This is a genomic window from Mangrovimonas spongiae (assembly GCF_003944795.1).
Taxonomy (GTDB): Bacteria; Bacteroidota; Bacteroidia; order Flavobacteriales; family Flavobacteriaceae; genus Mangrovimonas; species Mangrovimonas spongiae.
Map to the genome: position 1 here is coordinate 240757 of NZ_RWBG01000005.1, position 15501 is coordinate 256257.

At 29.2% G+C, this 15501-nt stretch carries 14 protein-coding genes; 10 read left to right on the plus strand and 4 right to left on the minus strand.

Annotated features, from left to right (window positions below; translation table 11 throughout):
* Window positions 1-10: 10 nt before the first annotated feature.
* The 8 genes from EJA19_RS11790 to EJA19_RS11825 are packed head-to-tail and all read left to right on the plus strand — an operon-like array spanning window position 11 to window position 10666.
* Window positions 11-1930: a BatA domain-containing protein gene (locus tag EJA19_RS11790; RefSeq protein WP_125468576.1), complete on the plus strand. Its 1920-nt coding sequence runs from the start codon at window positions 11-13 to the stop codon at window positions 1928-1930.
* Window positions 1927-3183 carry a dihydroorotase gene (locus EJA19_RS11795; protein ID WP_125468577.1) on the plus strand — a complete coding sequence of 419 codons (1257 nt, stop codon included), beginning with the start codon at window positions 1927-1929 and terminating at the stop codon, window positions 3181-3183. The genes EJA19_RS11790 and EJA19_RS11795 overlap by 4 nt, the downstream gene beginning before the upstream one ends.
* Before the next feature lie 7 nt (window positions 3184-3190).
* The gene (locus tag EJA19_RS11800; protein WP_125468578.1) at window positions 3191-3517 is read left to right on the plus strand and encodes a DUF4870 domain-containing protein; all 327 of its coding nucleotides are present in this window, start codon (window positions 3191-3193) and stop codon (window positions 3515-3517) included.
* Between the two features lie 16 nt (window positions 3518-3533).
* Window positions 3534-4187, plus strand: coding sequence for an alpha/beta hydrolase (locus EJA19_RS11805; protein ID WP_125468579.1), 654 nt, complete (start codon window positions 3534-3536; stop codon window positions 4185-4187).
* A 53-nt stretch (window positions 4188-4240) separates the two neighbouring features.
* Window positions 4241-4990, plus strand: coding sequence for a hypothetical protein (locus EJA19_RS11810; RefSeq protein ID WP_125468580.1), 750 nt, complete (start codon window positions 4241-4243; stop codon window positions 4988-4990).
* 9 nt (window positions 4991-4999) lie between these two features.
* Window positions 5000-7738, plus strand: coding sequence for a TonB-dependent receptor (locus EJA19_RS11815; RefSeq protein ID WP_125468581.1), 2739 nt, complete (start codon window positions 5000-5002; stop codon window positions 7736-7738).
* Window positions 7739-7787: 49 nt separating this feature from the next.
* Window positions 7788-8936, plus strand: a complete 1149-nt coding sequence (locus tag EJA19_RS11820) for a DUF4249 domain-containing protein (RefSeq protein ID WP_158611380.1) — start codon at window positions 7788-7790, stop codon at window positions 8934-8936.
* Window positions 8924-10666, plus strand: a complete 1743-nt coding sequence (locus tag EJA19_RS11825) for a hypothetical protein (protein WP_125468583.1) — start codon at window positions 8924-8926, stop codon at window positions 10664-10666. The genes EJA19_RS11820 and EJA19_RS11825 overlap by 13 nt, the downstream gene beginning before the upstream one ends.
* Here EJA19_RS11825 and EJA19_RS11830 read toward each other — a convergent pair.
* Both EJA19_RS11830 and EJA19_RS11835 read right to left on the minus strand, forming a co-directional pair.
* Window positions 10663-11193 (minus strand): hydrolase, encoded by a 531-nt coding sequence (locus EJA19_RS11830; protein WP_240640284.1) that lies wholly within the window; start codon window positions 11191-11193, stop codon window positions 10663-10665. The two genes, EJA19_RS11825 and EJA19_RS11830, sit on opposite strands and share 4 nt — an antisense overlap.
* Window positions 11190-11951: an MBL fold metallo-hydrolase gene (locus EJA19_RS11835; protein ID WP_125468584.1), complete on the minus strand. Its 762-nt coding sequence runs from the start codon at window positions 11949-11951 to the stop codon at window positions 11190-11192. Before EJA19_RS11835 ends, EJA19_RS11830 begins: the two co-directional genes overlap by 4 nt.
* A 93-nt stretch (window positions 11952-12044) precedes the next feature.
* Here EJA19_RS11835 and EJA19_RS11840 point away from each other — a divergent pair, with 93 nt between their 5' ends.
* Window positions 12045-13496 (plus strand): TonB-dependent receptor, encoded by a 1452-nt coding sequence (locus tag EJA19_RS11840; RefSeq protein WP_125468585.1) that lies wholly within the window; start codon window positions 12045-12047, stop codon window positions 13494-13496.
* Window positions 13497-13525: 29 nt separating this feature from the next.
* Here EJA19_RS11840 and bcp read toward each other — a convergent pair whose 3' ends face one another.
* Window positions 13526-13978, minus strand: a complete 453-nt coding sequence (gene bcp, locus EJA19_RS11845; RefSeq protein WP_125468586.1) for a thioredoxin-dependent thiol peroxidase — start codon at window positions 13976-13978, stop codon at window positions 13526-13528.
* A 34-nt stretch (window positions 13979-14012) separates the two neighbouring features.
* Here bcp and EJA19_RS11850 point away from each other — a divergent pair, with 34 nt between their 5' ends.
* The gene (locus EJA19_RS11850; RefSeq protein WP_125468587.1) at window positions 14013-14672 is read left to right on the plus strand and encodes an endonuclease III domain-containing protein; all 660 of its coding nucleotides are present in this window, start codon (window positions 14013-14015) and stop codon (window positions 14670-14672) included.
* A 228-nt stretch (window positions 14673-14900) separates the two neighbouring features.
* On the opposite strand, the gene EJA19_RS11855 is transcribed toward EJA19_RS11850, so the two are convergent.
* Window positions 14901-15485 (minus strand): RNA polymerase sigma factor, encoded by a 585-nt coding sequence (locus EJA19_RS11855; protein WP_125468588.1) that lies wholly within the window; start codon window positions 15483-15485, stop codon window positions 14901-14903.
* Window positions 15486-15501: the final 16 nt, after the last annotated feature.

The window sequence follows — 15501 nt, forward strand, 5'->3', positions numbered from 1 at the left end:
CCTAACTGGAATGCAATTTAAACACCCCGAAATTTTATATGCGCTTTTCGCACTTATTATTCCTGTTATTGTTCATTTATTTCAATTACGTAAGTTTAAAAAGCAAGCGTTTACCAATGTTGCTTTTCTAAAAAAAGTTACACTACAAACCAGAAAAAGTTCCCAGTTAAAAAAGTGGTTGGTATTACTATGTAGACTTTGCTTATTAACGGCATTAATTATTGCTTTTGCGCAACCGTACACGTCCAAATCTAATGCCTTAAATAAACCTTTAGAAACAGTTATATACCTAGATAATTCTTTTAGTATGCAAGCTAAAGGAAAACAAGGCGAATTGTTTAAACGTGCTGTACAAGATTTAATTTCGCAATATTCTAGTACAAGTCAAGTGTCTGTTTTTACAAATAATACAACTTTTAAAAACACAACTATAAATGGCATAAAAAATGAATTACTACAATTAAACTATACTAATAAACAACTAAGTTATGATGCAGCTTACTTAAAAGGAGAAAAACTATTTAGTACCAAAAACAGTATTAAAAACTTTATTTTTATTTCAGATTTTCAACAAAAAGATATTCCTTTTAAGCCTAAACAAAACAGTAATATTGTACTTAAACCAGTGCAATTAATTCCAGAGTCGGTTAATAATTTAACTATAGATTCGCTTTATATTTCTAAGGAAACAGCTTCGTTATTTGAGTTAACTGCAAGTATAAAAAGTAGTCAAAATTTTACCAACAACATTCCTGTATCATTATTTAATAACAACAAATTAATTGCAAAAACAGCGGTCGATTTAAACAATAGCAACAAAGCCATTTTTACAATTAATAAACAAGATAGCATACAAGGTAAAATATCTATTACCGATAACAGTTTGCAGTTTGATAACGATTTGTATTTTAATATTAATTCGGCTAAAAAAATTAAAGTGCTTGTAATTGAAGAGGAAAATAGCAATTACCTAAAACGTATTTTTTCTGATAATGAGTTTGACCTAACCATAAACAACACTAACAACCTTAATTACAGCAATATAGAATCCAAAAATCTTATTATACTTAATGAAATTAAAGATTTGCCAACGCCTTTAATAAATTCGGTAAATGCTTTTACCAAAAATGGTGGACACATTATATTTATTCCAAGTAAAACTGGAACATTATCAACATATAATAATTTATTAGCAGCCTATGGATTAAAGTTTACTCAGCTTTTAAATACTGAGAAAAATATTACTTCTATAAATTATGACCATCCTACATTTCAAAATGTATTTAATAATAAGGTAGACAATTTTCAGTATCCAAAAGTTAACAGTTTTTATAACTTGACAGGTAGCCGTTATTCTAATATTTTAAAATATGAAGATGGAAGTCCATTTTTGGCACAAAATGGTACCTTGTATGTATTTACATCGCCTATAAACCTTGAGAATGCAACATTTCAAAACTCCCCTTTAATAGTTCCTACACTATATAATATAGGTGCGCAAAGCTTAAAAACACCAAGTTTATATAATAATTTAGGTACTACAACATCGTTTGATGTTCCAATATCGCTTAACCAAGACGACATTTTAACTCTAGAATTAAACAGCGAAAAGTATATCCCGCAGCAACAATCGTTTGCAAATAAAGTTACCCTTACAACCAACAATTATTTAACTACAGCTGGCATTTATAATATTATCCACAACAATAAAATTATACAACAAGTTAGCTATAATTACCTTCGAGAAGAAAGCCAGTTAGCTTATCAAGATTTATCTATTTTTGAAGGATTAAAAACCTATAATTCGGTTCCAAAAGTTTTAAGCGACATAAAAAGTGAGACCAATATTAACGAGCTATGGAAATGGTTTGTTATTTTTGCCATGGTTTTCGTATTAATAGAAATGCTCTTACTAAAATATCTTAAATGAACGCATTAATTAAATCTGCCACTATAATTGACACTAAAAGTGATTTTCACAATGAAACTGTCGATATTCTTATTGAAAATGGCACTATAAAAAATATTGCCAAATCCATAAAAAACACGAATAATTACAAAGAAATCGCTTTACACAATTTACATGTTTCTCAAGGCTGGTTTGATAGTAGCGTTTCTTTTGGAGAACCTGGTTTTGAAGAACGAGAAACCATCGAGAATGGCCTTAAAACAGCAGCTTACTCAGGCTTTACACATATCGCATTAAATTCCAACACAAACCCAGTTATCGATACGGCATCTAATGTTACATTTTTAAGAGATAAATCTAATAATAATGCTGTAACCATGCTACCTATTGGCGCTTTAACAAAACAAAGTCATGGGAAAGATTTAGCCGAATTGTTTGATATGAAAAACGCTGGAGCTATTGCTTTTGGCGATTATAAAAGCCCAATTACAAACCCTAATCTTTTAAAAATAGCGCTACAATATGCACAAGGCTTTAATGGGCTAGTGCTTTCGTTTCCATTTGAAAAAAACATTGCTGGATTAGGTGTTATGAATGAGAATTTCATGAGCACATCTATTGGTTTAAAAGGAATTCCCAACTTAGCCGAAGATTTACATATTGCCAGAGATTTATTTATTCTTGAATACACCGAAGGAAAGCTTCATATTCCTACTATTTCAACAAAAAAGTCGGTTGATTTAATACGTGAGGCTAAAAAGAAAAAATTAAACGTGACTTGTAGTGTTGCTATTCATAATCTATTCTTGTCGGATAACACGTTAAAGGATTTTAATACCAACCATAAAGTCATGCCACCGTTAAGAACTCAAAACGATATTGATGCCTTAATTGAAGGGGTTAAAGATGGTACTATAGACATGGTTACCTCAGACCACACGCCTATTGATATTGAACATAAAAAAGTAGAATTTGATCACGCTTTATATGGAACTATAGGTTTAGAATCGGCATTTGGTGCATTAAACACCCTATTTACAACTAAAAAGACTATTGATGTACTTACAAAAGGAAAACAACGATTTAATATTAAAAATAACAGTATTAATTTAGGGAATAAAGCTTGTATCACACTATTTAACCCTAATAAAAAATACATTTTTGATAAAGATGCTATAGTATCAACATCAAAAAACAGCATTTTTGATGGTCAATCTTTAAAAGGACAGGTTTATGGTATTATTTCAAATAATAAAATCGCATTAAAATCGTAATTCACTTATGAACCAATCAACCATAGAAGAAGGAAAAACATTAGCCATAGTAAGTTATTTTACCTTTGTTGGTCTTATTGTTGCTTTTGTTATGAATATGGAAAAGAAAAACCCTTTTACGTCTTATCATATGAGACAAATGTTAGGGTTAGTTATCATGTTAATTTGCTCTAATGTTATTGAAAAATATGTTAATAGCTGGTTAGGAACAGCCTGTTGGACTATTACTTTTGTATGCTGGTTGTTTGGAATATATCATGCTTTTAAAGGAGAAACAAAACCTATTCCTGTACTTGGAGAAATGTTTCAAGATTGGTTTAGAAACGTACAATAACAAAATACCTTAACTTTTGAGTTTACATCATATTACAAGACCTTCAGCATTAAAAGAAAATGCGCCATTACTAATTATGTTTCATGGTTATGGTAGCGATGAAAATGATTTATTTTCTTTTGCTTCAGAATTACCAGAAGAGCTTTTTATCATTTCGGTAAGAGCACCTTATCCGTTACAACCTTATGGTAACGCTTGGTATGCTATAAATTTTGATGCCGAAAAGGGCAAATGGAGTGATGATGAACAAGCCAAAGAATCGAGAGATTTAATAGCAACTTTTATTGATGAAGCTTGTAATAAATACCCCGTTAATAAAAACAATATCACCTTACTTGGATTTAGCCAAGGTACTATTTTAAGTTATGCTGTTGCCCTAACCTATCCAGAAAAAGTGAAGCAAGTGATAGCGTTAAGTGGCTACATAAATACTAATATTATACCAGAGAGTATAACCGATAAAGATTATAGTCATTTAAATTTTTACTGTTCTCATGGTAGTGTAGATCAAGTAATCCCTGTTGAATGGGCTAGACAATCACCAAAAATATTAGACAGTTTACACATTAAATACCAATATTCTGAATTTCCTGTTGGCCACGGTGTTGCCCCAACTAACTTTTATGAGTTTAAAGAATGGTTAAGTGATAAATTAACTTTTTTACGATGATTATCATTAAATAATTCATTATGTTAGCTAAAATTTCTTGTTTAATTTCCTAAATGACTAAAACCCTAAAATACACCTGTTCAATTCTACTTTTTTTTCTTCTACAGAATCTAAAATCCCAAACAGAATTAAACAATAAGCAATATTATGTTGCTTACGACTCTATAGCTAAAATTCAAAACTCTGGACTTTATAATGGCTCTAAGTTTATAAATGAATATAGAACCTCAAAAAGTAATTTCAGATTTTTTAAGTATTATCATTTTGAAATTGGAGATTTAATTTTTGACAACCAACCTTTTTATAACATAAATTTAAAATATGATTTATATAAAGACCTTCTTGTAGTTAAATTAAACAATAACAAAAGCTTTTTTGACTTACAGTTAGATTCCAAAAAAGTAAGCTTTTTTAGACTAAAAAATCATTCATTTTATAATTTTATTGAAAATACTAGCCTAAAGTCTATTGGTGTTGAAGGTTATATTGAATTAATTTATAAAGGGGATACTATATCTTACTATATTAAACACTTAAAAAAGAAAAAAGATAAAATAAAAAATAATCGAGTAGAACATTTATTCATTAAAGATAGTATTCATCTTGTAGAGGTCTCAAATAAATTCTATGAGATAAAATCTCAAAAAGATTTAAAAAAATTAAACTTGATAAACGAAAATGTTTTTAACAAAACTTATGAAGGATTAAAAAATTTATCTGTGATTAATTATGGTGATTTTATAAAAAAATTAATTGTCAGTATAGACAAACTATCCGCCACCTATTCATCTAAAAGCTACTAACTTATAAACATGTTTAAAAGAATATTTCTTTTTTTAGGTTTAATAACCTATTCTACTCTAATTTTTGGGCAATCAAATCAAAAAATATCTATTAGCTTTAATAATACCTCTTTAAAACAAGCCATAATTAAACTTGAGATAAATACTAATTCAATTTTTTTTTATCAGCATAATTGGTTTGAAGATAAAACAATAACTAAAGATTATAAAAATGCAAATCTAAGTGACATCCTTTCTGAAATCCTTTCTCAAACACCTCTTAACTTTATCATTCTTGAAGACAAAGTTATTTTAACAAAAAATAGTATTATTCATAAATCTTTGCCCATTGGTTTTTTTGATACTGAAGACAGACATTTAGTAAACAAAACTACTGTCTTTTTAAATGAATATAATAAAAGCCCTGAAATAAACCTTACCACAATAGGTAAACAAAACCCAAATTCTAGTCAAGATACTTATATGGTTTCTGGAATAGTTACAGACCCGAATACAGAGGAACCTATTTCGAACTTAGTAATTTTAATAAATGAAGGGGATAAGTATACTACCACAAATGATAATGGATATTATAAAATTGAAGTACCAAGTGGACTAAACACTTTTAAAACAAATCTTTTAGGATATGATAGCGTCTCTAAAAACGTTGTTGTTTACAGCGATGGTAATTTAAATTTTAATATATCTGAAAGTGCTGAACAACTTTCTGAGGTACTTATAGAGGCTAGTAGAGATAAAAATATTAAATCGGCTGTAGTTGGTATAACAACAATAAATGTTGAAGAAATAAAAAACATACCATTAGTATTAGGAGAACGTGATATACTTAAAGTAGCAACCACTATGCCTGGTGTAAAAACAGCAGGAGAAGGAGCTTCTGGTTTTAATGTAAGAGGAGGAAGGACAGACCAGAATTTAATATTGCTAGACGATGCTTTAATTTATAATCCATCACATTTTTTAGGCTTCTTTTCTGCTCTTAATCCATTTACCACTGGTAGTTTTGATATTTATAAAGCAAGTATTCCTGCTGAATTTGGAGGCAGACTGTCCTCTGTTTTTGATATACAATCTATTAATGGTAATACTCAAAAGTTTTCTGGAGAGGGTTCTATTGGTCCTGTAACAGCGAATTTAGCTTTAGAGGTTCCAATTGTAAAAGAAAAATCTTCTTTAGTTACTGGTTTTAGAACTACGTATTCCGATTGGGTATTAAACCTACTTGAAGATGAATCACTAAAAAATAGTGAAGCCTCATTTCTAGATGCCATAATTAAATACAAACACGAATTAAATAAAAACAATAGTATTCAAGGTACATTTTACTACAGTAAAGATAAGTTTAGTATATCAAATGACTCTACTTTCAAATACAATAATCAGTTAATGTCTTTAAAATGGAATCACTCCTTTAATGAAAAAAATAAATTAGAAACTATTCTTATTAATAGTCAGTTTAAATATGATATAGAATATGACGCTAACTCTAGTAGAAATTTTGATTTTGGATATAAAATTAACGAAACTCAATTAAAATTAAATTTTAAATATTTACATAGTAAAAAACATAAATTTAGCTATGGTATAAATGGAAAAATTTACAACATCAATCCTGGTAATATTAAACCCAGAGGCAATGAATCTGAAATTATAGCTAGAAAAATTAATGATGAAAAGGCTTTGGAAGCTGCTTTATATCTTTCAGATGAATTTGAAATAAATGACAAACTTTTAATTGATGTAGGTTTACGTTATTCTTTCTTTGGTGCACTTGGAAAAAGCACTGAAAATATTTATGAAGAAAATGCTATTAAATCACCATCAACCGTTACAGATACTAAAGAATTTAGAAATAATGAGTTTTCAAAAACCTACGGTGGGCCAGAAGCAAGAATTTCTTTTAGATATTTTTTAAATCCAAACTTATCCCTAAAAGGAAGCTATAATAAAACTATACAATATATTCATTTACTATCTAATAATACTACAGAATCTCCAACAGACACCTGGAAACTATCAGATTACAATATCGAGCCCCAAAAAGCAAATATTTTTAGTTTAGGCTTGTACAAAAACTTTCAAGCTAACAATTTAGAAATAAGCTTGGAAGGGTATTACAAAAGCATGAATAATATTCTAGATTATAAAGTAGGTGCAGATTTAAATCTAAACGAAAATATAGAACAAGAAGTATTACAAGGTGAAGGTAAAGCTTATGGCATAGAATTTCTAATAAAAAAAACAAAAGGAAAGCTTAATGGATGGTTAGGTTATAGTTATTCTAAATCATTAATTAAACTTGATAGCCCCTTTAAAGAAGAAATTGTAAATAATGGCGATTTTTTTCCTTCAAATTTTGATAAACCCCATGATTTTACTGTTGTTGCTAATTATAAATTAACACATAGATATAGCATATCTGCAAACTTTACATACCAAACAGGCAGACCAATTACCTACCCTACAGGCAAATATAATTTTGCTGGAGAGCAACAAGTTGTATATAGCGATAGGAATAAATTAAGGATTCCAGATTATTATCGTTTAGATTTAGGTATAAATATTGAGGGAAATCACAAAATTAAAAAATTAGCTCACAGCTTTTGGAACATTTCTGTATATAATGTATTGGGTAGAAGTAACCCCTACTCTGTTTATTTTGTAAATGAAGGTGGTAGCATTAAAGCCTACAAAACATCTGTATTTGCAATACCTATACCTACAATAACTTATAATTTTAAGTTTTAAAAAAATGAAAAAAACAACATTTATACTACTAATTCTCACGATCATATTAATGAATTGCAGGGATCCGTACGAAATCGAATCAATATCCTTTGAAAGCATCTTAGTTGTTGAAAGCACAATTACAAATGAACCTAATCATCAAAAAGTAACACTATCAAAAACTTATTCGTTAGAAAATAATGAATCACCTTATGTAATAAATGCCAATGTATGGGTGGAAAATAGCTCTGGAATAGTATATAATTTTGAGCATACAAATAATGGTGTCTATTTATCTAATGATATTTTTCAAGCTACTACAAATGAAACTTATCGATTATTTATAACAACATCTAATGGCAATCAATATCAATCAACAATAAAAACATTAACACCTTCCTCCGAAATAACTTCGGTTTATGCAGAAGAAATCGTTAATGATAATGGAAATTTAGGAATACAAGTATATATTAATAATACTAGTGTTTCAGGTGAAGCATCTTTATTTAGATACGAATACGAGGAAACAGCAAAAATTATCACTCCAGAAACCATTGTATTTGATGCCTCTTTAATTGAGGATTTAAGTACAGGTGAGTATGAAATTGTTTTAACACCTAGAGAAGAAAGCCTTAGTACTTGTTATAAAACAAATAAATCAACAGGCATTCTACAAGCTTCTTTAAATGATATAGAAGAAAATGAACTTGAACATTTTCCTGTAAGATTTTTACCTAACAATAGTCCTTTATTAAGAGAAAGATATAGCATACTAGTTAAACAATACGTACAAAGTCAGGAAGCCTATAATTTTTATGAAATAATTAATGAGTTGGGTAGCTTAGACAACTTTTTATCCCAAAATCAACCAGGTTATGTATATGGTAATATTTCTTCTATAAACAATCCCAACGAAAAAGTTATTGGTTTTTTTGATGTTTCATCATACTCTTCCTTAAGAATCTATTTTAGTTATGATGACTTCTCTATAAATAGACCTGAATATTTTTATTCATGTGATTTAGAGACTTACGATTATGAGGACGCTACTTCTTTGGATGGTGATCCAAATGAAAGAGGATTATTAAGGCAAAAAATCTTGGCTGAAAATTATAACTACATCTCTCATGAAGGTAGTGTATATACAATTGTTAAACCGCAATGTGGTGATTGCTCAACATTTGCTTCAAATATTAGACCCGATTTTTGGGAAGATTAATTATGTATAAAAAATATATGTTCATTTTATATTTAAGTTTTCACTTAAATATACAAAGTCAAATATCGTTAGAACAATTTAACTATTTAAAATCAAATATTCCTAGTGAGACTGTAGACTTAAAAATAAACTCACAATTATTATTAGCTGGAGAGTATCTTAATTATTATGCCTATTGTAAAAAAGCAACTAATAATGAAGCTTTAAGTGACATAAGCAAAATCATGTACGTTACATTAATAGGTAAAGACAATAACTCAATTTTTCAACATAAACTTAAAATTAAAAAGGGGGCTGCTTACGGAGATTTTTTTATTCCTGCAACTATTAAAACAGGACACTATAAATTAATAGGTTATACTAATTGGTCAAAAAACAACCTAGAAAAACCCTATTCTATTCAAGACATATTTATTATAAATACTTTTAGTAATAATAGTCAGTTTACTAGTGATAAAGGTAATTCTAACCAAAATATAGTAATATATAAAGATAGCATTCTCTTTAAGAATTATAAATTTACAAACAATAATAGCATTCTTGATTTAAAAAATGACTTATTAAAAACTAGATCTAAGGGAATGTTTAAAATTACTTATCCTGAAAAAGGGTTTTATACAATAAGTATAAAAAAAATAGATTCAATTAAGATTAATGACAAAACACTTGAAACAGATAGCAATAAGTTAACATTTAAAAAAACAAATTATTTTTTACCTGAATTAAGAGGTGAAATTATTTCAGGGCAAGTAATTTCTCAAGATAATAGTAAAGTAGATAATATAAGCTTAGCCCTATCCTTTCCTGGTAATTCATTTATTTTTAAAATCGCAAAAACCAACTCTAAAGGCGAATTCTTGTTTCTTTTAAATAAAAATCAGCCTTCATCAAAAGCAATAATTCAAATTCAAGATAAAAATAAAGAAAACTACAATATAAATATTAATGAGAAATTTATTTCAAATTTTGAAAATCTCACATTTCACCCATTAAAACTTGATAGATCTCTTCAGAATTTATTGAAGCAAAAAAGTATCTACAATCAGATAGAAAATGCTTATTATAATGTTAAAAAAGATAGTCTTATAAACTATAATAATCATGATGAATTTTATAAAAATATAGCTAAAAGGTACGTTTTAGATGATTATACAAGATTTCCTACCTTAAAAGAAACCTTTATAGAAATTATTCAATCTGCGTCCTTAATTAAAGAAAAGAATGAATACTTTTTTAAAGTACGTGATTTAAATGATGTAAATAATAATACTGATATTCTTAACCTAAAACCATTAGTTATGGTTGATGGTATCTTAATTCAGGATATAAATAGTATAATTGACTTTAAAACAAGTAAAATTAAGTATATAGATATCGTTAATGGATTATATTTAAAAGAATCGCAAATATATGATGGAATCGTTTCTATTAAAACATTTAGTAATAATTATACTATCAAAAATGATATGGGCTTAGTGAAAAATATAAATATCTATAAGCCTCAACAAAATAAAGTTTATTATCAACCAAATTATAGTCTTAATAATAAGAAAAACATACCTGATTTTAGAAGTCAGCTTTTATGGATTCCTGTTAATCAAAAAGAAAAAGGTGAAAGTAATGAAATACAATTCTTTACTTCAGATGTAAAAGGTATATTTGAGATTAAACTAGAGGGTTATACAAAAAATGGAGAAGTTATTTCTAAGTGTTTTTTTGAAGTTAATTAAATATTAGATACATATAAAAACGATTTTATCAATTCAAACTTAAGTTCTTTTTCCGCTGTAATTTCATAAGAGATAAGCAATTCCCCCCAATACTTACCGTCTGAAAAATTGGCAATAATCCATTTGTGATTTAATATTCTAATGGCATCAATCATCATTTTACCGTCTGTCATGGGTGCATAAGGCACAATAGGATGGTTATCTCTTTCTGCAAAATTGGTTTCGTAAAGTTGATCTTTTATAAACGGTACCAAATCACTTATTCTATAGCCCTGATCTTCAAAATAGGTCATTGCAGCATCGCTATCTTCTAAAGAAAACTGAGCCATATTAAACGTTCTTTCTTCTAGCTGTGCTATCATCTCTTGATTATCTACTAAGTTTTGTTCTAACGTACTTACCTTTTCTTCATAGGTAGAAATCTTACTTTCATATTCTTCTAGTATTTTTTTAGAATTCACATATTGAAATACCACAAACAATAGTGTGAAAATAAACAAGTACATAAAAATTCTTTGCTTCATCATATCTGGATTTTTAAATTATCATAAGCTAGCGAAATGTAATCTGGTAAATTAGCCTCTACCTCATTATGAAACCCTAATAAATGACTAATATGCGTTAAATAGGCTTTTTTAGGGTTTACCTTTTCTATTAGTTCTATGGCTTCTTGTAAATTAAAATGCGCTGGATGTGGTGTTTCTCGTAAAGCATTAACAACCAAAACATCAACACCATTAAGCTTTTTAATTTCTTCTTCAGGAATAAACTTCATATCAGTTAAATAGGCAAACTTATTAAATCGGAATCCAAGAACATCAATTTTATAATGTGTTCCTTTAATAGGAACAACCTCAATATCTCCTAAGTTAAAAGGCGCATTTTCTATAGTATTTATGCTTACTCCAGATTTGTCTAAATATCCATTATTACTATCAAAAAGGTAAAAAAAGCGTTGGCGGAGTTGCGAAATAACGTGTTCTTGAGCATAAATAGGTATAGGCCCTTGACGGTAATAAAATGGGCGTATATCGTCAAGTCCAGATGTGTGATCGGCGTGCTCATGAGTAAAAATAATACCATCTATTTTATGACATTTAGCTCTTAGCATTTGTTGTCTAAAATCTGGGCCACAGTCAATAACATACGTGTAATCGTCCCATTCAATTAACACAGACACGCGAAGCCGTTTATCTTTAGGGTTTTCACTTAAACAAACAGGATGATCGCTACCAATAATAGGAATTCCTTGAGATGTTCCCGTACCTAAAAAAGTTACTTTCAAAGCGTTTGGTTTTAACAACAAAAGTAAGGTTATTTTTTTGTTTCGTATACCTTTTTAATACCTTTGTATTAAAGATTAATCCTGAATTAAACCATGGAGATTACCTTAAAAGGAGATAAAGAATTTGATGATATTCCATCAATAAAATCTAAAGCACTTCGTATAAATTTAAACGAAAACGTTTACGGTACGTTTGCCGAAATTGGTGCTGGACAAGAAACTGTAAGACAATTTTTTAGAGCTGGTGGCGCTTCTGGAACTATTGCAAAAGCAATGTCGGCTTACGATAAGGACTTTAGTGATGCTATTTACGGCATAGAAGACGATAAGCGTTATGTTACCGAAGCTAGATTACGTAAAATGTTAAATCATGAGGTTAATCTTATTGAAAAAAGATTGCCACGCGACAAACATCCTAATAAGCTTTTCTTTTCTTACGCCAACACTGTAGCTACTATAGACTTTGCAAAAAAATACAAAGGTCATGGTTGGGTAGGTATTAAATATCAAATAGATCCTGAGCAGGATTATAACGAAATTGTTATTCACATTCGTTTTAAAGAAAATGATGCCCGATTACAACAAGAAACACTTGGTATTTTAGGAACCAATTTAATTTACGGTGCTTTTTATAAATATAACGAGCCAAGAAAATTACTGCGTTATCTTTACGATCATTTAGATAAAGATCAATTAGAAATTGATACCATAAACTTTGCTGGGCCAGTTTTTAAAGATGTGGATAACCGTTTAATGAGCTTACAACTAGTTAAAAATGGTATGACTGATGCCGTTATGTTTGCTCCAGATGGCAATAATGTACTTCCTGCAGCTGTACTATATAAAAAGAATATTTTGGCGTTAAGAGGTAGTTTTAGACCTGTAACCAAAGTAAATATGGACATGTTTAAAAAATCTTACGACATGTTTATAAAAGAAAATAAAGTAGAAAAAGAACGCACACAAGTTTTATTTGAAATTACGTTATCTAACCTACGTGCCGAAGGAGAAATAGACGAGCAAGATTTTATGGATCGTGCCAAACTACTATGCTCATTAGGTCAAACCGTGTTAATTTCAAACTTTAAAGAATACTACAAATTAGTTGAATACTTCTCGCAATACACAAAAAACCGTATGGGATTATGTATGGGAGTTAACAATTTAGTCGATATTTTTGATGAAAAATATTATCGCCATTTAAGTGGTGGCATTCTTGAAGCATTTGGTAAATTATTCTTTAAAGATTTACGTGTGTACTTATATCCTATGCAAAACGAGGATGGTTCGCTTACTAATAGTGAAAACTTAAAAGTACACCCAAGAATGAAAGAACTATACAAGTTCTTTAAATACAATGGTAAAGTGGTTGATATTACAGACTACGACCCTAAAAATTTAAGTGTCTTCTCCAGAAAAGTCTTAAAAAAGATTTCCGATGGTGAACAAAACTGGGAAAACATGCTCCCAGAAGGGGTTTCAAAACTCATTAAAGAGAAAAATCTTTTTGGTTTTGAGGCTGAAGAAGTTCTTAGAAAAGAGTAATAAAAAAAGCGGCTTAATTGCCGCTTTTTTTATTCTAAAATTTGATTTGTGTGCGCTTTGGTTTTTACTTTTTTAATAACATCCTCAATAACACCATTTTCATCTATTATAAATGTTGTTCTATGGATGCCATCGTACTCTTTTCCCATAAATTTTTTAGGGCCCCAAACACCATAAGCATTAATTACAGACTTATCCTCGTCAGCTAATAATGGATAGGCAAAATTATACTTATTCTTAAAATTTGTTTGTCTTCTTTGGCTATCGGCACTTACACCTAAAATATCATATCCTTTTTCTTTAAAACGGCTATAATTATCGTTTAAATTACAAGCCTCTGCCGTGCAACCTGGGGTGCTGGCTTTAGGGTAAAAAAACAATACTAACTTTTTTCCTTTATAATCTGATAATGAGATCGTGTTACCTTGCTCATCTTTTGCTGTAAAATCTGGAGCTTGATCTCCTGGCTTTAATTCTGTCATAATTCTTAACTTTGGTTTTTGTAAAAATACAACTATGACTAAACAAGAAAAAGTAGATTTTGTTATAAAAACCTTAAAAGACCTCTATCCTACTATTCCTATTCCATTAGACCATAAAGATCCTTATACCTTACTTATTGCAGTATTAATGTCTGCGCAAAGTACCGATGTTCGCGTTAATCAAATTACGCCTTTGCTTTTTGAGAAAGCCGATAACCCTTATGATATGGTAAAGTTAACGGTTGAAGACATTAGAGACATTATTAAACCTGTTGGATTATCACCTATGAAAAGTAAAGGGATTCATGGTTTATCAAAAATTCTTATTGAAAAACATGACGGCAAAGTGCCTAAAACTTACGAGGAACTAGAGGAGTTACCTGCTGTTGGACATAAAACAGCGGCAGTTGTCTTATCGCAAGCTTTTGGCATTCCAGCTTTTCCTGTAGATACGCATATTCATAGGCTTATGTATCGTTGGGGATTAAGTAATGGTAAAAATGTTGTTCAAACCGAAAAAGATGCTAAACGATTATTTCCTAAAGAACTTTGGAACGATTTACATTTACAAATTATTTGGTATGGACGAGAATATTCGCCTGCCAGAGGTTGGAATTTAGAAAACGATATTATTACAAAAACTATTGGGCGTAAAACTGTTATTAATGAATATATGAAAACAAAAAAGTCCTGATGACTAATCAGGACTTTCAAAGTTTAGTTTAGAAGCGCTTCAAACTTCATTTTATTACAATTTATAACACTTAAAGCCTTCGAATAATCTAGGATAAATTTTATGGTTTCATCCTTAGGGTTCAATTTAACTTCTTTTTGAGGATTTTTCTTTGAGTAAAGTTTTGCCATTTAATATTTATTATGGGTTAATTACTTTACTTAACGTAAGCTATTAATGTTTTATTGTTTAGTTAGTTAAAATAATATTATGCTTATCTATAATTTTTCTCATATTAATTAAAGCATAACGCATTCTACCTAATGCCGTATTAATACTAACACCTGTTTTATCCGATATTTCTTTAAAGCTCATATCGTTATACATACGCATAACCAAGACTTGTTTTTGATCGTCTGGAAGCTCGTTTATTAAACGTCTAACATCACTTTCTACTTGGTTTTTTATTATTTTCTTTTCAGCATCTAAGGCATCATCACTTAATACCGAAAAAATATTAAAATCTCCCGTATTGTTAAACTTTGGCATTCTATTGCTTTTTCTAAAGTGATCAATTACCAAATTATGGGCAATGCGCATAACCCAAGGTAAAAACTTCCCTTCTTCGTTATACTTTCCTTTCTTAATTGTTTTGATAACCTTAATAAAAGTATCTTGAAAAATATCGTTAGCAATATCGTGGTCATATATTTTAGAAAATATAAAACCATAAATACGCTCTTTGTGCCTTAAAATTAATTGTTCTAAAGCTGTTTCGTTACCTTGAATATAATTTCTTACAAGAGTAGCATCTGTGATAAGTTCTTTTCGCATAATCGTTACTTTTTAA